General features: G+C 65.9%; 21 protein-coding genes. 12 read left to right on the forward strand and 9 right to left on the reverse strand.

Annotated features, from left to right (window positions below; genetic code table 11):
- Positions 1-18: 18 nt before the first annotated feature.
- From GRI40_RS02480 to grxC, 3 genes are read right to left on the reverse strand one after another with little or no spacing between them, the layout of a single operon-like run.
- Positions 19-474, reverse strand: a complete 456-nt coding sequence (locus GRI40_RS02480) for a DUF1178 family protein (protein WP_160609874.1) — start codon at positions 472-474, stop codon at positions 19-21.
- Positions 471-1295: a nitrilase-related carbon-nitrogen hydrolase gene (locus GRI40_RS02485; protein ID WP_160609875.1), complete on the reverse strand. Its 825-nt coding sequence runs from the start codon at positions 1293-1295 to the stop codon at positions 471-473. The genes GRI40_RS02480 and GRI40_RS02485 overlap by 4 nt, the downstream gene beginning before the upstream one ends.
- Positions 1292-1558 (reverse strand): glutaredoxin 3, encoded by a 267-nt coding sequence (gene grxC / locus GRI40_RS02490; protein WP_160609876.1) that lies wholly within the window; start codon positions 1556-1558, stop codon positions 1292-1294. The genes GRI40_RS02485 and grxC overlap by 4 nt, the downstream gene beginning before the upstream one ends.
- 169 nt (positions 1559-1727) lie before the next feature.
- On the opposite strand from grxC, the gene GRI40_RS02495 reads away from it, so the two are divergent.
- On the forward strand, positions 1728-2195 hold the full coding sequence (locus GRI40_RS02495) for an Hsp20 family protein (protein WP_202390121.1): 468 nt from the start codon (positions 1728-1730) through the stop codon (positions 2193-2195).
- A 294-nt stretch (positions 2196-2489) separates the two neighbouring features.
- Here GRI40_RS02495 and GRI40_RS02500 read toward each other — a convergent pair whose 3' ends face one another.
- The 3 genes from GRI40_RS02500 to tpiA form a co-directional block, all read right to left on the reverse strand.
- On the reverse strand, positions 2490-4121 hold the full coding sequence (locus tag GRI40_RS02500; protein WP_160609877.1) for a CTP synthase: 1632 nt from the start codon (positions 4119-4121) through the stop codon (positions 2490-2492).
- 103 nt (positions 4122-4224) lie between these two features.
- Positions 4225-4572: a preprotein translocase subunit SecG gene (gene secG / locus GRI40_RS02505; RefSeq protein ID WP_160609878.1), complete on the reverse strand. Its 348-nt coding sequence runs from the start codon at positions 4570-4572 to the stop codon at positions 4225-4227.
- A gap of 86 nt (positions 4573-4658) precedes the next feature.
- Complete coding sequence (gene tpiA, locus GRI40_RS02510; protein ID WP_160609879.1) at positions 4659-5423, reverse strand: triose-phosphate isomerase; 765 nt, start codon at positions 5421-5423, stop codon at positions 4659-4661.
- A gap of 197 nt (positions 5424-5620) precedes the next feature.
- On the opposite strand from tpiA, the gene GRI40_RS02515 reads away from it, so the two are divergent.
- The 8 genes from GRI40_RS02515 (at position 5621) to lexA (ending at position 14010) form a co-directional block, all read left to right on the forward strand.
- Positions 5621-7549 (forward strand): peptidylprolyl isomerase, encoded by a 1929-nt coding sequence (locus GRI40_RS02515; protein WP_160609880.1) that lies wholly within the window; start codon positions 5621-5623, stop codon positions 7547-7549.
- 137 nt (positions 7550-7686) lie between these two features.
- The gene (locus GRI40_RS02520; protein WP_237489067.1) at positions 7687-9078 is read left to right on the forward strand and encodes an anthranilate synthase component I family protein; all 1392 of its coding nucleotides are present in this window, start codon (positions 7687-7689) and stop codon (positions 9076-9078) included.
- On the forward strand, positions 9075-9893 hold the full coding sequence (locus tag GRI40_RS02525; RefSeq protein WP_160609881.1) for a phosphodiester glycosidase family protein: 819 nt from the start codon (positions 9075-9077) through the stop codon (positions 9891-9893). Before GRI40_RS02520 ends, GRI40_RS02525 begins: the two co-directional genes overlap by 4 nt.
- Positions 9890-10849 (forward strand): prolyl aminopeptidase, encoded by a 960-nt coding sequence (gene pip, locus GRI40_RS02530; protein WP_160609882.1) that lies wholly within the window; start codon positions 9890-9892, stop codon positions 10847-10849. Before GRI40_RS02525 ends, pip begins: the two co-directional genes overlap by 4 nt.
- Entirely contained in the window at positions 10846-11430 is a 585-nt protein-coding gene (locus GRI40_RS02535) for an anthranilate synthase component II (protein ID WP_160609883.1), read from the forward strand. Before pip ends, GRI40_RS02535 begins: the two co-directional genes overlap by 4 nt.
- On the forward strand, positions 11427-12419 hold the full coding sequence (trpD, locus tag GRI40_RS02540) for an anthranilate phosphoribosyltransferase (RefSeq protein ID WP_160609884.1): 993 nt from the start codon (positions 11427-11429) through the stop codon (positions 12417-12419). The genes GRI40_RS02535 and trpD overlap by 4 nt, the downstream gene beginning before the upstream one ends.
- Positions 12416-13201, forward strand: a complete 786-nt coding sequence (trpC, locus tag GRI40_RS02545) for an indole-3-glycerol phosphate synthase TrpC (protein WP_160609885.1) — start codon at positions 12416-12418, stop codon at positions 13199-13201. The genes trpD and trpC overlap by 4 nt, the downstream gene beginning before the upstream one ends.
- Positions 13202-13332: 131 nt before the next feature.
- Positions 13333-14010, forward strand: a complete 678-nt coding sequence (lexA, locus tag GRI40_RS02550) for a transcriptional repressor LexA (protein ID WP_160609886.1) — start codon at positions 13333-13335, stop codon at positions 14008-14010.
- Positions 14011-14026: 16 nt separating this feature from the next.
- Here the strand turns inward: lexA and GRI40_RS02555 are convergent, their stop codons facing one another.
- A complete protein-coding gene (locus tag GRI40_RS02555; protein ID WP_160609887.1) occupies positions 14027-16207 on the reverse strand; it encodes a ComEC/Rec2 family competence protein in 2181 nt (726 codons plus the stop codon).
- Positions 16208-16236: 29 nt separating this feature from the next.
- Here GRI40_RS02555 and gltX point away from each other — a divergent pair, with 29 nt between their 5' ends.
- The 3 genes from gltX to GRI40_RS02570 are packed head-to-tail and all read left to right on the forward strand — an operon-like array spanning position 16237 to position 19151.
- Positions 16237-17643 (forward strand): glutamate--tRNA ligase, encoded by a 1407-nt coding sequence (gene gltX, locus GRI40_RS02560; RefSeq protein WP_160609888.1) that lies wholly within the window; start codon positions 16237-16239, stop codon positions 17641-17643.
- 10 nt (positions 17644-17653) lie between these two features.
- Positions 17654-18940: a citrate synthase gene (locus GRI40_RS02565; RefSeq protein ID WP_160609889.1), complete on the forward strand. Its 1287-nt coding sequence runs from the start codon at positions 17654-17656 to the stop codon at positions 18938-18940.
- A 19-nt stretch (positions 18941-18959) separates the two neighbouring features.
- Positions 18960-19151, forward strand: a complete 192-nt coding sequence (locus GRI40_RS02570) for a hypothetical protein (protein ID WP_160609890.1) — start codon at positions 18960-18962, stop codon at positions 19149-19151.
- On the opposite strand, the gene GRI40_RS02575 is transcribed toward GRI40_RS02570, so the two are convergent.
- Positions 19148-20506, reverse strand: coding sequence for a sensor histidine kinase (locus tag GRI40_RS02575; RefSeq protein WP_160609891.1), 1359 nt, complete (start codon positions 20504-20506; stop codon positions 19148-19150). The genes GRI40_RS02570 and GRI40_RS02575 overlap by 4 nt on opposite strands.
- Positions 20506-21465, reverse strand: a complete 960-nt coding sequence (locus tag GRI40_RS02580) for a hypothetical protein (protein WP_160609892.1) — start codon at positions 21463-21465, stop codon at positions 20506-20508. The genes GRI40_RS02575 and GRI40_RS02580 overlap by 1 nt, the downstream gene beginning before the upstream one ends.
- Positions 21466-21491 lie beyond the last annotated feature (26 nt).

The raw sequence follows: 21491 nt of genomic DNA on the forward strand, positions 1-21491 counted from the left end.
CGCGCCGCGCGCTGGCAATCAGTTGAGTTTGTGGGGCGGCGTCACGGGAAAGGGCAAGGGCAAGACCGGCACGCCTTCATCGTGGAGCGCCTGCGCTTCCTGGGGCGTCGCCTGCCCATGGATCGTCGCGTGATCCCGCTCCCCGTAATGCATCGCGCGCGACACGTCCGCGAAGCTGGACCCGACCCATGTGCTGTTCTTCAGCGCTTCCCGCTGCGCTGCGGCCAGCGCCTTCATCGCGTTCGCGACTTCGGGCGAGACCGCGTTGATCCGATCGCGGCCTTCTGCCGGATTGCTTCGCGCGTTCCCCTTGGGGGCGACGGCGGGGGCCATGGGCGCCTTTGTCACCGCGGTGTTGCCGCATTCCGGGCACGACACCAACCCGCGATCTGCCTGTTCCGCAAAACTCCGCGAAGATCCGAACCACGCTTCAAAGCGGTGCCCGTTGGCGCAGGCGAGATCAAACACGATCATGATAGTTCTTCAATCGGCATCTTGTTGGCAAGGCTGGGAAGCTGACGCCGGACATCGCTTGTACGGCCATCGTCGATGTCCGCAAAGCCCAGGTCGGGGCCATCACCGCCCATGTCGAGCACGATCTGGCCCCACGGATCGATGACCAGGCTGTGCCCGTAGGTATGGCGGCCATCTTCGTGTTCCCCCACTTGAGCGGCGGCGACGACCCAGCAGGTGGCTTCCACGGCGCGGGCGCGCTGGAGCAGGTGCCAGTGCGCCGCCCCCGTAGTGGCGGTGAACGCGGCCGGAATCGCGATGACGTCACATTGACGGCGGCCAAGCGCGTCGAACAGGGCGGGAAAACGAATGTCATAGCACACCGACAGGCCGAGCCTGCCGACCGGGGTATCATCCAGCGCGACGACGGAGTGCCCTGGCGCGTATGCCGCGGACTCACGCCAGCTTTCGCCAGTGGCCAGGTCGACGTCGAACATGTGTATCTTGTCATACCGCGCGACGATTTCGCCGGCGGAAGAGATCACCATAGATCGATTGGCAAGCATCCCATCGTCGCGCAGCACGGCCATCGACCCCAGCGCCACGAACATGCGATGGTCGCGCGCGGCACCGCGCAGCGCGTTCAGCCAGCGGCTGTCCTCTTCCCTGTCGATCGCGTCCGCGGCACGCCGGCGGTCGCGGTCGAGCAGGAGCGACATCTCGGGCGTGAAGAGCATTTCCGCCCCGCCCGCCTTCGCCTGAGCGATGGCTTGGGTCAGCGTCTCGCAATTCCGGGCAGGATCGATCCCGGCCGTCATCTGCAGGACGGCAACGCGTGTCACGCAGCCCCGAGCAGCGCGTCGAGCTTGCCGCTTTCCTCCATTGCATGGAGATCGTCGGACCCGCCGACGTGCGTGTCGCCGACGAATATCTGGGGCACCGTGCGGGCCATCGGGGCCCTGCTCAGCATTTCGTCCCGCCTGGGCCCGCCCATCGTGATGTCATGCTCGACATAGGATACCCCCTTGGAATCGAGCAGGCGCTTGGCACGATAGCAATAACCGCACCCGAACTTGGTGTAGATCACGACTTCGGGGGCAGCCATCTTCTTTCCTTCATTGCCGACCTGGGGAGAACGCTCTTGAAGCGGTCCGGGTGCCGACTATCTCGGTATCGCTGCCCCGTGCCGCAAGTCGGGCGGGGTGGCAATCATCGGCGGGCGCCAGGAAATGGGCCGGCCTTGCATCAAATTGCTCATTCGGAGGATTTGCGAAATGTCACGTCTCGATTTCACCCCCTATCGCCGCACGACCGTCGGCTTCGACCGTCTGTTCGACCTTCTCGAAGGCCAGGGCCGCGGAAACTCGACTGACAATTATCCCCCCTTCAACATCGAGCGGTGCGGGGAAGACGAATTCCGCATCACGATCGCCGTGGCGGGATTCCGCGCCGGCGATCTCGACATCACTGCCCAGCAGAACCTGCTCGTGGTGCAGGGCAAGAAACGCCCCGATGTCGCGCAAGGCGAAATGCTTCATCTCGGAATCGCCAATCGCGGGTTCGAACGCCGGTTCGAGCTTGCGGATTTCGTGCGGGTGGAAAATGCCGACCTGGCTGATGGGCTCCTGACCATCGATCTGGTGCGCGAAGTGCCCGAGGCGATGAAGCCGAAGAAAATCATCGTCGGCGGCCAGCCCACGCTGGAAGTCGTAAAGGACTCTGGTGACGCGGACGCCGCCTGATCGCGCGCCCATGGAGCCGTAAAAGAATGGGGGCGGACCTTACGGCCCGCCCCCGCGACGCGAACGCCGCCCTGGGCGAATCTCATCGTCCGGGTCGCAGAAGACGATCAAATCCGCACCAAGCCACTCATCTCCTGCCCAATGTGCGGCTGCGGCGGATTGCCCACTGTCTGCGCCCCAAACTTAGCAAAAGATAACTTTCGCCAGGAGCCTTGCGACGCTCCTGTTCCATTGGCAAGATATAATCGAGTTTGCCGACTGCGACTTGTAGAAAATAACCCCGCGCAATCGTGGTTAGACGAGGCGCGCCTGCTGCAGCGCTGCCCCGATGAACCCCGCGAACAATGGGTGCGGATCGAACGGTTTGCTTTTCAATTCGGGGTGGAACTGGACGCCGATGAACCACGGGTGGTCGGGCCGCTCGACGATTTCCGGCAGCAGGCCGTCGGGGGACATGCCTGAAAATACCAGCCCGTCCCTCTCCAGCGCGTCGCGGTAGGCGACGTTGACTTCGTAGCGGTGCCGGTGCCGTTCGCTGATCGACGTGGCGCCGCCGTAGATCGTGCTGACGTGGCTGTTGCCCGAGAGGCTGGCTTCGTAAGCGCCGAGCCTCATCGTGCCCCCCAGGTCGCCTTCGGTGCTCCGCTGCTGAAGCCCTTCCTTGCTCATCCATTCGGTGATGATGCCGACGACCGGCTCCTGCGTCGGGCCGAACTCGGTCGAACTCGCTTCGGTATGACCGGCGGCGCGGGCACCTTCGATACAGGCCATCTGCATGCCGAGGCAGATGCCGAAAAAGGGCACGTTCCGTTCCTTGGCAAAGCGAACGCTGGCGATCTTTCCCTCGCTGCCCCGCTCCCCAAAACCGCCCGGCACCAGGATGCCGTGGAGAGGTTCGAGCCGCGCGGCGATATCCTCGTCATCCTTTTCGAACAGTTCGGCATCGATCCAACGGATATTCACTTTCACACGGTTGGCCATCCCACCGTGAACGAGCGCTTCGTTGAGCGACTTGTAGGCATCCGGCAAACCGACATATTTGCCGACAACCCCGATGGTCACTTCCCCTTCGGGGTTCTCGTAGCGATCGAGGATATCGTCCCACCGCTCGAGCGCAGGGTCCGGCGCTGCTATCCCGAAGTGGCGGAGCACTTCGTTGTCGAGACCTTCGCGGTGATACTGGGTCGGCACGGCATAGATGCTCGACGCGTCCAGAGCAGGGATGACGGCTTCCTTGCGCACGTTGCAGAACAACGCGATCTTTGCCCGTTCGCTGTCCGGCAGCGGCTTCTCGCAGCGGCAGAGAAGGATGTCCGGCTGGACGCCAAGCCCGGTCATCTCGCGAACCGAATGCTGCGTCGGCTTGGTCTTCAATTCGCCGGCTGCCGCGATGTAGGGCACCAGGGTCACATGGACGAAGCAGGTGTTCTCCCGGCCGAGTTCATTGCGCAACTGGCGCAGTGCCTCGATGAAAGGGAGGCTTTCGATGTCGCCGACCGTGCCGCCTATCTCGCACAGGATGAAGTCCAGATCGTCGGTTTCGGCCTGGGCGAATGCCTTGATGGCATCGGTCACATGGGGAATGACCTGGACGGTGGCGCCCAGGTAATCGCCCCGCCGCTCCTTCGCGATGATGTCGCGATAGATCCTACCGGAAGTGATGTTGTCGCCCTGGTGCGCCGAGACGCCGGTAAAGCGCTCGTAATGGCCGAGGTCCAGATCGGTTTCCGCCCCGTCGTCGGTCACGTAAACCTCGCCGTGCTGATACGGGCTCATCGTACCCGGATCGACGTTCAGATACGGGTCGAACTTGCGAATCCGGACGCGGAAGCCGCGCGCCTGCAACAAAGCCGCGAGGCTTGCCGCCATCAAACCCTTGCCGAGCGAGGAAACCACGCCGCCGGTGATAAATATATACCGCGCCATGGGAGTTGGGCCTTAGAGGTATGCGAGGGGGTGGCGCAAGCGGATTGGCACGGCACTACGCCGCAATCCACAACCGCCTTGGCGATGATTCAGGCCGGATGGATCAGTCGGCGATGCCGGCCAGCGGGTCGTCCCCGGCGGGCGGCGCGGCCGGCTGAGTGGCCGGTTGCCGAACGGGTGCGGCGCGATCGAGAGTCGACTCTACCGAAGTCACACCAGTCCCGGTGCTCGCCGCAATGGCCGCCAGCACGATCGAAAGGCCCACGAAAACGATTGCGAGCCAACGGGTGGCGCGGGTCATGAAGTCCGCCGCGCCACGCGCACTCATCATGCCGCTCGGGCTTCCGCCGATCCCCAGGCCGCCGCCTTCGGAACGCTGGACGAGGATGACCCCGACCAGCGCAGCGGCCACGATGGCCTGGACGACGAGGAGAAAGAGGAAAAGCGACATGTTTGAAATAATCCGAATGATATGGCCGTGCACTTAGGCGCGGGCCACCGTAACCACAAGGGCGCGCGGGGAGTGCAGCGCCAGGCTCAGGCTTCCTGAAGGTCGACCGCTGCCATGACGATGCCCATGAAGCTTTCGGCGGTCAGGCTCGCGCCGCCCACCAGCGCCCCGCCGACCTCCGCTGCCCAAAGCAATTCCCGCGCGTTCTCCGGCTTGACCGATCCACCGTACAGGATGCGGATCGCGCCCCCTTCCGTTTCGCCGTACCGGTCGATCAGCAAGGCGCGGATCGCGCGGTGCATCGATTCGACGTCGCCGACGGTTGGCGTACGGCCCGTGCCGATCGCCCAGATCGGTTCGTACGCGACGGTCAGTTTCTCGCTCGCCGATTCGAGCGTCTGCGGAAGCGACGCACGCAGCTGGTCGGTCACGGCCTGAACGGCGTTGCCGCTGTCGCGAACGCTCTCGGTTTCGCCGCAGCAGATGATGAGCTGGAGGCCGGCATCGAGCGCGGCGCCGGCCTTGGCAAGCACGTCCGCATCGGTCTCGCCATGCCCCTGCCGGCGCTCGCTGTGGCCAAGGATGGTGAACGTGGCGCCTGCATCGGCGGCCATTGCGGCGGATATGTCACCCGTGAAGGCACCATCCCCCTGCGCATGGCAATCCTGCGCGCCGACCCCAATCTCTTCCACCTCCTTGTGGACAGCGTGGATGAGGGTGAACGGTGGCGCCAGAGCGACTTCCACTTTCATCAGGCGCTGGGCCGACCGGTCGATCGCGCGCGCTTCCGCGAGCATGGCGCGCGTGCCGTTCATCTTCCAGTTGCCGACGACGTAAGGCCGAAGGGCCATGAAATATCCTCGAATGCCTTGAACAATGGGGGTTCGCCGCTTTCATAGCGGTAGCGGCCGGGTGCCTGCTAGCGCCCAAACGTCTTCGCGTCAAAACGGTCCAGACCTGTTGCGGCGAGGTCGCAGCCTCTCTACAGCTCGCCCCCGTTCGCGCGATCGCGCGCGCTGTTCACCCTCAGCCAGGCTTGCCGTTCTTCATGCTCCAGTTCTTCCGCAACATCTTCAAGACCAGGATCGGCCTTGCCGTCACGATCGCTTTCATCGGTCTGCTGGGCCTCGCATTCGTCGTCGCCGATGTCTCGGGCACGGGCGCGCCGGGCGGGATCAGCGGCGGGGATACGGTCGCGGTGGTCGGCGGCGACAAGGTGGGGAGCAGCGAACTCTCGCAGGCGGCCGACACGGCGCTCGACCAGATTCGCGCGCAGAACCCGACGATGTCGATGGAGGCGTTCGTCCAGCAGGGCGGCCTCACCGATGTGTTGAACCAGCTCCTCGATCGCAAGGCGATCAGCATCTGGGCGGAAAAGAACGGGCTCGGTGCCGGGACGAACCTCGTCAACAGCGAAATCCGCCGGATTCCGGCGTTCGCCGGCGCCGACGGAACCTTCAACGACACGGCATACCAGCAGCTTCTCGCCTCGCGCGGATTGACCGACGCGATGGTCCGGCGCGATCTCGCCGACAGCCTTCTCGCCCAGCAGGCCCTGGTTCCCGTTGCATTCGGCGCGCGCATGCCTTCGAAGATTGCGCTTCGCTACGCCGCACTCGCCCGCGAGCGGCGGGAAGGCGCGGTGGCGGTCATCCCGAGTTCCGCTTTCGTGCCCGCGAGCGACCCCACCGCGGCCGAGCTGAACACGTTCTACAACGCGAACAAGGCTGACTTCATCCGCCCTGAACGGCGCGTCTTGCGCTACGCCACGTTCGACGCGTCCGCGCTCGGCAATATCACCCCGAGCGAATCGGAAATCGCCGCGCGCTACGCCCGCGACCGCGCGAGCGAGTACGCCGCGCGCGAGACCCGGACCCTGACGCAGCTGATCGTGCCGACTCAGCAGGCGGCACAGGCAATCGCTTCACGTGGTCCCGGCGCCCTCGAGGCGGCGGCGCGCGAAGCGGGGCTCGAAACGCGCAAGATCGAGGGTGTCGAACGCGGCGCCTACGCCGGCCAGTCTTCGCAGGCCGTGGCGCAGGCCGTCTTCGGCACAGCCAAGGGCGCGATAGCAAGGCCGACGCGCGGCGGACTGGGCTGGTATGTCGTACGGGTCGACAATGTCTCTGCCATCCCCGCCCGCTCTCTGGACCAGGTTCGCGGAGCGATCGCCGCCACGCTCACGGAAGAAAAGCGCACCCGTGCACTGTCCGAGCTCGCCGCGGAAGTGGAGCAGCAGATCGACGAGGGCAACGCGCTCACCGACATCGCCGGCTCGCTCAAGGTAAACCTGCAGACGACCGCGCCGCTGGTAGGGGACGGACGGGTCTATGGTTCGGCGACCGAGCGCGCACCGGAAGTGCTCGCGCCCGCGCTGGCAAGCGCGTTCGAGATGGAGGAAGGCCAGCCCCAGATCGCCGCCATGCCGGGCGGGCAGAGCTATCTGGTCTTCGAGACCAGCCGGATTACGCCGTCGGCCGCGGCGCCGCTCGCCGAAATCCGTGACGACGTTGTCGCCGCCTGGCGCCGCTCGGTCGGCTCACGCGCCGCGAAGGCCGCCGCCGACCGCATTGTCGCGCGCATGGCGAAGGGCCAGTCGCTCCAGGCGGCCATCGATGCCGAAACCGCTGCGATCCCGGCGCCGCAGCAGGTCAGCATGTCCAGGCAGGAACTGGCAAGCCAGGGCCAGCGGGTCCCGCCGCCGCTCGCTCTCCTGTTCTCAATGGCTCAGAACAGCGTCAAGCGCCTGGAAGCGCCGAACGACATCGGCTGGTACGTGATCGAACTGGACTCCATCCGGCCCGGCGCGATCACCCCCGGCGATCCGGTGGTGGCTCAGGCCTCCGCCAGCCTTAGTCAGCTGCTCGGCCGTGAATATGGCGATGCGATGCGCGCGGCGATCCGCAAGGACGTGGGGATCGAACGCAACGCGGACGCGGTTGAGGCCGTCCGCAAGCGCCTCGTCGGCGCGAACTGAGGTCGGCCGTCTTGGACGGCTTGAGGCCCGAGAATGCCGCGGAGGCCCGCGCGGCTCTTGCAGGCGGCCGCCCCGCCCTGGTTTGGCGACGGGTGGTCGCGGATACGGAAACGCCGGTCGGGGCGGCGCGAAAGCTGATGCAGCCGGGGCGCGGCGACTTCCTGCTGGAATCGGTGGAAGGCGGCGAGGTACGCGGCCGGTACAGCCTGCTCGGGCTGGATCCCGACCTGTTGTTTCGGGCCGACGGCGCGCGGGCTGCCATCAACCGCAGATGGCAAACGAATCGCACCGCGTTCGAAGAGTGCGAGGGCGACACGTTCACCGAACTGCACGCGCTGGTGGAGGCGTGCCGCATCGACACGCCGCCCGCCCTGCCCCCTGCCCTCGCCTGCCTCGTCGGCTATTTCGGGTATGAGACAATCGGTCTGGTTGAGAAGATTCCCGCGCCGCGCGGAACAGGTCTCGGCCTTCCCGACATGCTGTTCGTCCGCCCGACGCTGATCCTGGTGTTCGACCGTCTGGGCGACGAGTTGTTCTGCATCGCGCCGCTCTGGCCGACCCAGGGGGTGTCGCCCGAAGGCGCGATCGAGACAGCAACCGATCGGATCGATTGCGCACTTGGCAAACTTGCAAGGGCGGCGCCGCCAGCCGTTCGCACGGCCGATGCGCCCCGCGTGGAACCGGTTGCCGCAATGGCATCGGGCGACTTCACGCAGATGGTCCGCCGGGCGCAGGAATACATCGCGGCAGGCGACATCTTTCAGGTCGTGCTGTCACAGCGTTTCACCTGCCCTTTTTCCCTTCCGCCCATTGCGCTCTATCGCGCGTTGCGGCGCGTGAACCCCAGCCCGTTCCTCTACTTCCTGGACTTGCCCGGGTTTGCGGTCGTCGGGTCCAGCCCGGAAATTCTCGTCCGGGTGCGGGACGACGAGGTCACGATCCGGCCGATCGCCGGCACTCGGCCGCGTGGGAGCGATCCTCAGGCAGACCGAGCGGCCGAACAGAGCCTGCTCGCCGATCCCAAGGAACGCGCCGAGCACCTCATGTTGCTGGATCTCGGCCGAAATGACGTCGGCCGGGTTTCTGCCCCCGGTTCGGTCCGGGTGACGGATAGCTTCACGGTCGAACGCTACAGCCATGTCATGCACATCGTGAGCAACGTTGTCGGCACGCTCGATCCCGCGAAGGGCGCGCTCGATGCACTGTTCGCCGGCTTTCCGGCGGGCACGGTCAGCGGTGCGCCCAAGATCCGCGCGTGCGAGATCATCGCGGAACTGGAACCCGACGCCCGTGGCCCATACGCGGGCGGGGTAGGTTACTTCGCACCCGACGGAACACTCGACTCCTGTATCGTTCTGCGCACCGGAGTGGTGAAGGACGGTACCCTCCACGTCCAGGCAGGTGCAGGCATCGTGGCCGACAGCGATCCCCGATACGAACAGCGCGAGTGCGAGGCCAAGGCGGGCGCCTTGTTCGCTGCCGCGCGCGAGGCCTATCGGGTCGCCGCCGAGCCGGAGTTCGGTCAATGAAGTGGCACGCGGCGGCGCTAGCCGCTTTCGTGGCAGGCTGCGGGCCTCAAGCCGGCGGAGAGCCGGTAACACGGATCGACCTGGAAAATCCGGGCAAGGCGATTGTCGCCGCCCCCTCCCCTGCGCCGACGCCGAAAGTGGCATTGGCCTGCACGTCTGCCACGTTCGAAGGGGTAGGATTCACGCACTGTATCGCCGAACCGGCCCGGCACCATATCTCGACTGTCCTTGGCAACCCGCCCTTTCGCAACTTCGCCGCCATGGCCGCGGGCCGCCCGGACGACGCGCCTGCGGTGGCATTCGCGGTCAATGCCGGTATGTTCGACGGTGAAGGCAAGCCGATCGGCTATTACGTCAAGGACGGCGAACGCGGGCGCGAACTCAATCGCAACGACGGTGCCGGCAATTTCCACCTGAAGCCCAACGGAGTGTTTTTCGGCACCGGAGCGAAGTGGCGGGTCATGACGGCGGACGATTTCTACGCCCAGATCGGGGACCGCCCGCAGTTCGGCACGCAGAGCGGCCCGATGCTTGTGGTCGGCGGAAAGCTCCACCCGGAAATCACCGAAGACGGTCCGAGCCGCACGATCCGCAACGGAGTTGGCATTGACGGCTCCGGCCGTGCGCATTTCGTCATCAGCGAAGGCGCGGTCTCGTTCGGGAAGATCGCACGGTTCTTCCGCGACATAGCGAAGACACCAAACGCGCTTTACCTCGATGGTTCGGTATCGGCGCTGTGGGACCCTGCCGCTGACCGGATGGACGCGCGCGCCCCGATGGGCCCCATGATCGTCGTAGAGGAACGCGACCAATGACCGAACGCCGCAGGCTCTACCCCGAAATAGAGCCCTACGAGACCGGCATGCTCGATGTCGGCGAAGGACATTCGCTCTACTACGAGCGCGTCGGCACACCGGACGCGAAGCCGGCCGTGTTTCTCCATGGCGGCCCCGGCGGCGGAATGCATCCCAACCATCGGCGGCAGTGGGATCCGGCGCGTTACGATGTGCTGCTGTTCGACCAGCGCGGCTGCGGGCGATCGCTACCGTTCGCAGGCATCGAGGCCAACGACACATGGCGGATCGTCGATGATATCGAACGGCTGCGGGCGATGTGCGGCCACGCCGCGTGGCAGGTGTTCGGCGGCAGCTGGGGCGCGACCCTGGCCCTCGCCTATGCGCAGAAACACCCGGAGCGAACGACCGAACTGGTCCTGCGCGGTGTTTTCCTTGCCCGCGAACGGGAAAAGCACTGGCTTTACAGATACGGCGCGAGCGAGATCATGGCGGAACAATGGGACGCCTTCACAGGCCTCATTCCCGAAGCCGAGCGGGACGATCTTGTCGCAGCCTACTACCGCCGGCTGACGAGCGAGGATGAACCGACACGGCTGTCAGCGGCGCGGGAGTGGTCGCTGTGGGAAGGATACGTCGCCACGTTACTGCCCTCGCCCGGCCTGCTCGACGAATTTGCGGACCCTGCAAAAGCCGTCCCCTTCGCGCGCATTTGCGCCAAGTTCTTCCTCGAGAACTTCTACCTCGATGAAGCGCAGCTCTTGCGGGATGCCGATCGCATTCGCGGGATACCGGGCATCATCGTGCAGGGCCGCCACGACATCTGCACTCCCCCCGCCTCCGCCTTGGCACTGAAGAAGGCCTGGCCTGAAGCGGAACTCTGGATCGTGCCGGACGCAGGCCACGCCGCGAGCGAGCCGGGCATCGTTGACGGACTCGTGCGGGCAACCGATCATTTCGCGGATCGCGCACCATGATCCTCGTCATCGACAACTACGACAGCTTCACGTTCAACCTAGTCCACTACCTCATGGAACTGGGCGCGAAGGTGCAGGTGGAGCGAAACGATGCGATCTCGGTGGCCGATGCGATGCGGATCGGCACGACCGGCATCGTGATTTCGCCCGGCCCCTGCACGCCCGACCAGGCCGGGATCAGCCTCGATGTTGTCGCGGCCTGCGCGGCCTCGGCCCGCGCCCTGCTTGGCGTGTGCCTGGGCCATCAGGCGATTGGACAGCACTTCGGTGGCCGGGTAGTGCGCGGTGGGTTGATGCACGGCAAGACCTCGCCCGTCACGCATGACGGCAGCGGCGTTTTCCTGGGACTGCCCTCCCCCTTCAACGCCACCCGCTATCACTCGCTGGTTGTGGAAGACGTGCCTGATGTGCTGGCCGTCAATGCCACGGCGGACGATGCGCATGTCATGGGTTTTCGCCACGTCGACCTTCCAATCCACGGCGTCCAGTTCCATCCGGAAAGCATCGCTACGGAGCACGGGCACGCGTTGCTGGCGAATTTCCTCGCGATCTGCGGCGGGCTTGAAAGGACGACGACATGAGAACGCTCCCGCAAGCCGAACCTCACCTCGATGAAAGCGAGGCCGAAGACGTCTTCGGTGCCTTGCTCGACGGCGAAGTGGATGAAGCGGAGACCGCCCGCTTCCTGTGCGACTTGTCTGACCGCGGGGAGACCGCGAGCGAGATCGCTGGCGCGGCCCGGGCGCTGCGCGCGCGGCTGCTTCCGGTAACGGCGCCCGATGGCGCGATCGACGTTTGCGGAACCGGCGGCGACGGACACCACACCCTGAACGTCTCCACCGCCGTCAGCCTGGTGGTCGCGGCCTGCGGTGTGCCGGTGGCAAAGCACGGGAACCGCGCGGCCAGCAGCAAGGCCGGCGCCGCCGATACGCTCGAGGCGCTGGGGCTCGACATGGAAGCGGCGGGAAGAACGGCAGAGAAGTCTCTGGAAATCCTCGGAATTGGGTTCCTCTTCGCTGCCAACCACCACCCTGCGATGCGGCGTATCCAGCCCATCCGTCAAAGGCTCGCCCGGCGGACGATTTTCAACCTGATGGGCCCGCTATCCAATCCCGCCGGGGTCGGGATGCAGTTGATCGGGATCGCGCGCCCCGCCTACGTTCCCATCTATGCCGACGCCATGGCGCGGCTCGGCACCGAGCGGACGCTGATCGCATCGGGCGACGAAGGACTCGACGAACTTAGCCTTGCCGGTGGCAACGAGGTCGCCGAAGTCCGCGGCCATGAATGGGAAATGCGGCGCGCCCGTGCATCGGACGCAGGCCTCCCCACCGCGCCGATCGAGGCGATCCGTGGCGGTGACGCAAGGCATAACGCGCGCGCCCTTCAGGCGCTGCTGATGGGCGCCCCCGGCCCATATCGCGACGCGGTGCTTTTCAATGCGGCAGCGGCCCTGATGGTGGCGGGACGGGCGACCGATTACGTCGGTGGGGCCGCCATGGCAGCCGAAGCGCTCGATACGGGCGCCGCTGAGCGGCTGCTTGCTGACTGGATCGAGCTCGCCCGATGAATCGCCTCGAAGAAATCTGCGCGAGAAAGCGCCTCGAAGTCGCCGATCGCAAGGCACGGGCGACGCTGGACGATCTGGATAGCGCAGCGCGCGGCCTGGAAAAACCCCGCGGGTTCGAGGCGGCTCTCCGCCGGCGGTCGCGGGATGGGTTTGCTCTGATTGCAGAGATAAAGAAAGCTTCGCCCTCCAAAGGCCTGATCCGAAGCGATTTTCGCCCTGCCCAACACGCCATCGCATACCAACGGGGCGGCGCGGCATGCCTTTCAGTGCTGACCGACGAACACTTCTTCCAGGGTCACGACGACTATTTGGCCGACGCGCGCCGGGCATGTGCCCTTCCGGTGCTGCGGAAGGACTTCGTGGTCGACCCGTGGCAAGTCGCTGAAGCGCGCGCCCTTGGTGCCGACGCGGTCCTGCTTATCGTGGCCGCCCTCGATAACGCGAAGATGGCCGAAATCGAGGCCGCTGCCCTGGAGCGCGGCATGGATGTCCTTGTGGAGGTCCATCACGAACGCGAACTGGAGCGTGCGGCTGTGCTCCGGTCCCACCTTGTCGGCGTAAACAACCGCGATCTCAAGACCTTCACGACAGATCTTGATACCACCCGGCGGCTCGCGCGATTGGCGCCGGAACATGTTCTTCTCGTCGCGGAGAGCGGCATCCGGTCGCACGCTGACTGCGAGCATCTGGCGGAATCCGGGGTCCGAACGTTCCTTGTCGGGGAAAGTCTCATGCGGGAGGACGACGTGGAAGCCGCGACCCGCCGGTTGCTTCAGGGCTGAACGCGCTCACCCATCCGACCAAACCGGTGCAACCCACCAACGCTTGACGCGCCACCAGAAGTTGCCTAATTGTTCCACGTTCGTTCCGATGCGGAACATTCGCCTTGGTAACATCTGCAAAGGGCCCACGCATGCTGACTGCCAAGCAACGCGAACTTCTTCAGTTCATCACGCTTCGTCTCGAGGCCGACGGTGTTTCGCCGTCGTTCGAGGAGATGAAGGACGCGCTCGATCTCAAGAGCAAGTCGGGCGTCCACCGACTGATCTCTGCACTCGAGGAACGTGGGTTCATCCGCCGTTTGCCCAATCGCGCCCGCGCGCTGGAGGTGGTTCGGCAGCCTGGTGATTCTGTTCCGGCCCCGCGGTCGAAGCAAGTGGCCGAGACTCACGCATTCAAGGCGGATCGCCGTCCGGAGCCCGCCAATGACGTTGTCGACCTGCCGCTTCACGGGCGGATTGCCGCCGGCGTTCCGATCGAGGCATTCGAAGGCGAGGCGACCCTCCCCGTTCCGGCCGCGCTGCTTGGCCCCGGGGAACACTACGCGCTCGAGGTGTCCGGCGATTCCATGATCGAAGCGGGCATCTTCGACGGCGATTTCGCCCTGGTACGCAAGACCGACGCGGCGCGCGACGGCGAGATCGTGGTCGCCCTTATCCGGAACGAGGAAGCGACTCTGAAGTACCTGCGGCGCGAGAACGGGATGATCCGGCTCGATCCGGCGAACGGCGCCTACGATCCCCAGATCTACCGGCCTGCCGAAGTGCAGGTCCAGGGCAAGCTGGCAGGCCTCCTCCGGCGTTATCACTAGGACGCGGGCGGAACATTCAAGTCCCGCGTTTCGTCCACCAGGGAAGGGCGCCTTGCCCTTCGGCAACCGAGCGCACGTGCGCATCGTCAAGGTCGATCGCGAGGCCGCCGCTCTCGGTTAGATAGCGTCGGTCCGCCTTCAGCCAGCGCGGTCGGCAACTGCGCGGAAGCCAGCGATCGGCGATGACGATATCGGACAGCTGGCACGCCGCGGACAGCGCGCGTTCTTCGATCCGCGATCGATTGCGCGCCATGAGAACGGTCCAGTCGCGGCCGCCCCGGTGGATTGTCATGGTGCAGAAATCCCGGCTGCACCGCGCGCCTGACCATTCCCCGATAGGCAGCGGCTCGCCCTGCATCCCTGCCAGCTCCAGCAAGTTGTCCCTTGCAAACGTGCTTCGCCCTTCGCGCAAGACGATCAGTCGCTCTCCCTCTCCCGTCACGCCAACATGCTTGCCGTCGCTGGCGACCAGGATATCGGGCACAGGCGTTGTAATCAAAAGGCCGGATGCGACGGCAACGGGAATTAACCCGAACAGCCGCCGGCGGCCTTGCCAAAGCGCCAGCCACAGGCCCCCGCCGACAAACAACGCGAACGCAATCCAGCTCATCTGCGGCATGAGCTTGACCGCGCCCGGCTGTGATGCAGTGAATTGCGCGATATCGAGCAGAAGCGAAAGCGACTTCCCGGTCAACCACCAGAGGGGCGCCCCGGCCCCGACCAGATCGAACAGCAGGGCGGCAGCGATCAGGGGCATCGTAACGAAGGTCACCAGCGGGATGGCCACGACATTCGCTAACGCGCCGTAAAAGCCCGCGCGATGAAAGTGGAACAGCACGATCGGCATCAGGGTCAATTCGATGACCACCCCGGTAAGAAGGAGCATCAGGAGCCGCCGCGCCATCCGCTCCAGCCAGCTTTCCTCGCGCGGGGCGAGGAAGGCGCGAACGGGGCCCGCCCCGTGCAGCGCGACGATCGCGATGACGGCGGCAAAGCTCATCTGAAAGCCGGGGCTCGCCACCGCCTCTGGCCAGAACAGCATCACCACGAAGGCCGCTGCTGCCACCATCCGGAGCGATAGGGGCTCCCGTCCCAAGGCCAGCGCCCCCAGGACGAGCAATGCCCCGATACAACTGCGGACCGTCGGCACCTCCGCCCCCGTCAGAAGCGTGTAGCCGACGCCTGCCACTGCGCCACAAACGGCCGCCGCCAGGGGCAGCCGAATTCGCAAGGCGAGCCACGGCCAGAGTGCGAACAAGCGCATGGCAAGGACATAGGCGCCCGCGATCACTGCGCTGACATGCAATCCGCTGATGGACAGAAGATGTGTCAGGCCGGAATCGCGCATCGCCTGCTCATCGCGCTCCGAAATGCCACCGCGGTCGCCGCTGGCAAACGCGGCCGCGATGCTCCCCTCGGAGCCGGCGACCTGCGAACGGACATGTTCAGCCAGGGAACGCTGCCACCGGGCTAGCGCGTCCCGCCGGTGCGGCGCCTCCACAATTTCGACGCTCCCGACCGCGCTACCGGTCGCAGAAAGCCCTGAGAACCACGCCGTCCGTGCGAAGTCGTAAGCGCCCGGTACCATCGGCGCCGCGGGCGGCATCAGGCGCGCGCGCAGGCGGACACGCGCACCTTCCGCAACCTCGGAGGCCAGCTTGTCGGCCGGGACGTTCACCCGAACCTTGCGTGCCTGCCCGGTGTCACCCTCCCGGTAGGCGAGCGTGAGGCGAACCCTAGCCTGCGCGGGTTGGTCTTCGCGCTCCAGTACGCGCCCATCCAGCATCACCGTCATGGGCCGCTCGAGAGGCGGCGTCCCGACGATGGAAGACCGCGTCCAAATGAGCGCGACTCCGATCGCGAAGACCAGACCAATTGTGACCGCTGCGAGGCGAAGGTGGCTGCGGTCGTCCCGCCCTCGCCAGTGGAGCAGCGCCAGCGCCGCCACGGCGAGCCCGCCCGACAATGCCGCGATCCAACCCGCCGGACGAGCAAGCACGAACCAGACAGCGATCCCGCCGGCCAGCGCCACCGCCAGCCACGGCGCCCGGTCGAAACCGGCTGAGTCCAGCCAACGCTCCGCGCGGTCCGCGAGGGTGGACAAGCGCAGCGTGTTCCGCCAAGGCGGCTGCTGCATCGCAGCATCGATCGATGGCTCCTCACCCATGGGCACGAGCGGGACGGTGCGGATCGCCATGTAACCATTGGATAGGGAATCGAATTCGGATGGCAAGCGCAAGCGGAGGAGTGGTCACCCGCTTCGCCCCCTCGCCCACCGGATTCCTCCACATAGGCGGCGCGCGCACGGCCCTGTTCAACTGGTTGTATGCCCGCCGACACGGCGGAAAATATCTCTTGCGCATCGAGGACACCGATCGCGCGCGGTCCACCGAACCCGCGATCGCCGCAATCTTCGACGGGCTGGGCTGGCTCGGCCTGGAAGGAGACGAGCCGCCCGTGTTCCAGTTCGCCCGGTCTGAACGCCATGCACAGGTGGCGCACCAGTTGCTGGAGCGGGGCGCGGCCTATCGTTGCTACCTGACCCCCGAAGATCTCGCCACGCGCCGCGCCGCCGCCCAGGCGGAGCGCCGCACCTTCCGCATCGACAGCGAATGGCGCGATGCCGATGCGTCGTCCTGGCCATCCGACCGGCCGTTCGTGGTGCGCATCAAGGCGCCGCGCGACGGAGAGACGACGATCGCGGACGAAGTCCAGGGCACTGTCACCGTTGCCAATGCCGAGCTGGACGATTTCGTACTGCTGCGGTCCGATGGTACGCCTACGTACATGCTGGCCGTGGTGGTCGACGATCACGACATGGGCGTGACCCACGTCATCCGGGGCGACGATCACCTCAACAACGCGTTCCGCCAGCTCGCGATCATCCACGCCATGGGCTGGCCTGAACCGGTCTATGCCCACGTGCCCATGATCCTGGGCGGTGACGGCGCAAAGTTGTCCAAGCGCCACGGCGCGGTGGGGGTGGACGCCTATCGCGACGAGATGGGGCTGATGCCGGAAGCGGTGTTCAACTACCTCCTGCGCCTCGGCTGGGGTCACGGCGACCGCGAGGAAATCTCGCGCGACGAAGCGGTCGCACTTTTCGATCTTTCGGGCGTCGGCCGGAGTCCGAGCCGCTTCGACATGAAGAAGCTCCTCAATCTCAACGGCCACTATATCCGCGAGGCGGATGATGCCCGTCTGGCAGAGCTCGTGGCCCCGCGGATCGGCCCTGACGTGGACCGGGCCTTGCTGACCGCCGCCATGCCGCAGCTCAAGCTGCGGGCAAAGGACCTGGTCGAACTTGCCGCCGGCGCGCGGTTCCTGTTCACACAGCGGCCCCTGCAACTCGATGAAAAGGCGGCAGCGCTGCTGACCGACGACGCGCGCGGGTTGCTCGCAAACATTTCTGACCGGCTGAAAACCCAAAACGACTGGACCCTCGCGGCGCTGGAGGCCAACCTCAAGGCATATGCGGAGGAGGTGGGCCTCGGCCTCGGCAAGCTCGCCCAGCCCTTGCGCGCGGCGCTTACCGGCACAACCACGTCGCCGGGCATATTCGATGTACTAGTCCTGCTGGGGCGCGACGAGGCGCTCGCGCGCATCGACGCACAGGCACGAACCGAAGTTTAAGGAGAAGACGATGGCGGACACGCAGGCGGCGCTGAGCTATAACGAAAAGGGCATCGACCTGCCGGTCCTGGAGGGCACGGTGGGGCCCCAGGTCATCGACATTCGCAAGCTCTATTCGCAGACCGGTGCGTTCACGTACGATCCGGGCTTCACGTCGACCGCGAGCTGCGAAAGCTCGCTGACTTATATCGATGGCGATGAAGGCGTGCTGCTTCACCGCGGGTACCCGATCGGGCAGCTTGCGGAACATTCCAGCTTCATGGAGGTCAGCTACCTGCTGCTCAACGGCGAGCTTCCATCCAGCGAAGAGCTCGACGAGTTTTCCTACACCATCAGCCGCCACACCATGCTGCACGAACAGCTGGCGACGTTCTATCGCGGGTTCCGGCGGGACGCGCACCCCATGGCGATCATGTGCGGCGTTGTGGGCGCGCTGAGCGCATTCTATCACGACAGCACGGACATTGCCGACCCGCAGCAACGCAAGATCGCCAGCCACCGCCTGATTGCGAAGATGCCGACGATCGCGGCGATGGCGTACAAGTATTCGGTTGGCCAGCCGTTCCTCTATCCGGACAACTCGCTGTCCTACACCGGCAATTTCCTGCGAATGACATTCGGCGTTCCTGCCGAACCCTACGAAGTGAACCCCGTGGTCGAACGCGCCATGGACCGGATCTTCATTCTCCACGCCGATCACGAACAGAACGCATCGACCTCCACAGTTCGACTGGCCGGCTCCTCGGGCGCCAATCCCTTCGCGTGTATCGCCGCGGGCATCGCCTGCCTCTGGGGCCCGGCCCACGGCGGAGCCAACGAGGCTGCGCTGAACATGCTGAAGGAGATCGGCACGCCGGACAAGATTCCGCACTATATCGACCGCGCGAAGGACAAGAACGATCCGTTCCGCCTGATGGGCTTCGGACACCGTGTGTACAAGAACTACGATCCGCGCGCGACCGTGATGCAGAAGACCGTGCGGGAAGTATTCGAAGCGCTGAAGGTCAACGACCCGCTGTTCGAAACCGCCTTGCAGCTGGAAGAGATCGCACTGAACGATCCCTATTTCATCGAGAAGAAGCTGTTCCCGAACGTCGATTTCTATTCCGGCATCATCCTGTCGGCGATCGGATTCCCGACCACGATGTTCACCGCGCTGTTCGCGCTGGCCCGCACCGTGGGCTGGGTGGCTCAGTGGAACGAGATGATTTCCGACCCAGGCCAGAAGATCGGCCGCCCGCGGCAGCTTTACACGGGCCCGACCGAGCGGGATTACGTGACGGTCGACAAGCGCTAATCGCGCACGATCGGGCTGGTTGCGCAGGTCCTTTGGCCTGGCGCTGTTCCTCTCCGGCGACCTGTGGGTGCTGCAGGGATTGGGGATCGTGATGTGGCCGGCCGGGAGCTCCATGCTCGCCGACCGGTCCTTGGCGCTTTACGGAGCAATCACTGCGATCGTCGGGGCGCTCATGTTCGTGGGCGGCTCGGCACGCCGCCACCGCGGCTAGTCGCTCGCGGGCACCGCCAGGGTGAATCGCGCGCCGGAACCCGGCACGCTCTCGACCGTCAGGTCCCCGCCCATCGCACGCGCCAATCGGCGCGAGATGTACAGACCCAGGCCCGACCCCCCTTCCGAACCCCGGCCAAGGCGTTCGAACTTCTCGAACACCCGTCCCTGCTGCTCCGGCGAGAGCCCCGGCCCCTCATCGCCAACGGTGACGAGCGCCCGCTCGCCGTCCCGTCCCAATGACAACGTGACAGCGGAGCCTGCAGGGGAGTAGTTGATTGCGTTGCCGACCAGGTTGAGCAGGACCTGAAGCACCCGCCGGAACTCGCCGATTGCGGGCTGGTGCTGGCCGTCGGGCGTAATCAGCGTGATGTCTTTCGCCCGGGCCCGCACGCCCAGGATGCCCACCGCCCTGCGCGCGACGTCGGCAAGATCGATGCTGTCGGGGGCCGTCGTGAAACCCTCGGCCTCCACCACCTCCAGATCCGACAGGTCTTCGATCATCGAGAGGAGGTGTTGTCCGGCGGTGGCGATGTCCGCAGCGTAGTCGCTGTACTCATCGGCCAGCGGACCGGCCAGGCGCGCGCGTATCGTTTCCGCATTCGCGATGATCCGCGCGATCGGCTGGCGGAGCACGGGCGTCAGTTCACGGCCGAAACCCGGCGGCAAGCTCGCCTGCTCTGGCGGCGCCAATTGAACCTCCGGCAAAGGGGCGTCGGCTACCAGCAGCAGCTCGAAGCCGGCGCTCCCCGGCTCGGGCCGGCCGAGGGGCACAAGGGTCACAGTCCAGTCGCGGCTTGACCCCGGCACCCGGCACCGTGCCCCATCGAGCAGGCGCCAGTGGGCTGGCCGCCGTTCCGCCAGGTCCGTGAAAGTGACTGAGGCGGTCCATGGCTGGCCCCCGCCCTGTTGCAGTGCCCGTTCGAACTCGGCCAGGTCCGGCGCGTTGACTTCGACTGTCAGCGGCCGCTGTTCCGGGTCGAGGCGCGCGGTGAGATCAGCCATGTCGCGGTCGATCGCAATCCGCCGCGCCGCTGCTTCGTGGTCCGTTTCCGGCGGCCGCGGGGTCGCGGACCAGTTTATAACCTCCACCAGGCAGCCGTCATCGCCTGGCAGCACTTCGATCCAGGCGCGAACGATTTCGTCGCCATCCAGCGCCTCGATCGTCCGCGCCAGGCGCAGGCCAAGGTTGCGCGACTTGCGTACGACCTCCAGCAACTGCGGAACGGCCACGGTGCCCGGCATGTCACCCCCGCAACGCCGTTGCAGGCCCGCGAGCAGCTCGTCAGCCTCGACCATCCGGTCCGCGCCATCGGTGCGGGCGCGTGCGAGTACGGCGGTTCCGGCCAGTACCATCAGCCGGCCGACGAGCGGGATGAGGCGGAAAGCAGCGCGCGGGCCCTGTCGGCGCCCAGGCTGTCAAGCTCCGGAGGCAAGGCGCCCTCGGGATGAAAATAGAGAAACTGCTCCTCGATGGCCCTCGGCTTCAGGCCGGCCGCCCGCATGGAAAGGGCAAACCGTGCGATCTGCCGATCGTTGGTTGCAAGGACCGTGAGCGCGCGATCCTGGTGGGATGCGGCGGAAAGCGCGGTGAGGAAGATCGCGACGCCGGCGTGGGCCACGGACAGCGCGGCGAGCATCCCCGGCCCCATGCCATGCACTAGACGCGCCAGGCGGGCGAGCCGGCTGGCCCCTTCGTCATACGATTCCCGCACCCGCGCAAGAGCGCCGGAAACCCCCTCCTCCTGTTCGCCGACGTGGCTGCGCCAGGACGCGATGCACAGGTGGAGCAAGTCTGCCGGGAGCTCACTCAGCGGCAGCTCCATGCGCCGCTGTTGCTGGACGAAACGCGCCTGCGCCGCAAGGGCGGCCATCGCCGCGGCTGCGGTCGGTGCGTCGTCGGACGACACGAGCGCTTGCAACAGGGGCGACAGGACGGGATCGATCGCGTTCTGCGCCTCGAGCCGGGCGGTGGCGTGCCACTCGATCGCGAGCGCGTGACAATGGGCGGTCAGCGCCCTTTCCGCCAGCAGTGTGTCCGCAAGCGCGCCGGCGAAGGTCGCGGCGAAGGCGCGGGGGTCGTCCACCTCGGCGGCCTCGCCTTGCGCCAGCAGCAACTGCCGCGCAATGTCGTTTACCATCCCCCGCACCCGGGTCAGGATCTCGTCGCTGAAGAGCGAGTGATCATGGTTCGCCAGCAGGTGACCCAGCACCGGACCAATCGTCCCGAGCACGGCATCCCCGTGCGCGAGCGCGTCAAAGAGAATTCTCTCTGCCGCGAAATCACCGGACGAATTGATTGCATTCTGGTCCATTTGGCCGGTTTTGTAGCACGCCGTGG

Source organism: Tsuneonella aeria (genome assembly GCF_009827495.1).
GTDB lineage: Bacteria > Pseudomonadota > Alphaproteobacteria > Sphingomonadales > Sphingomonadaceae > Tsuneonella > Tsuneonella aeria.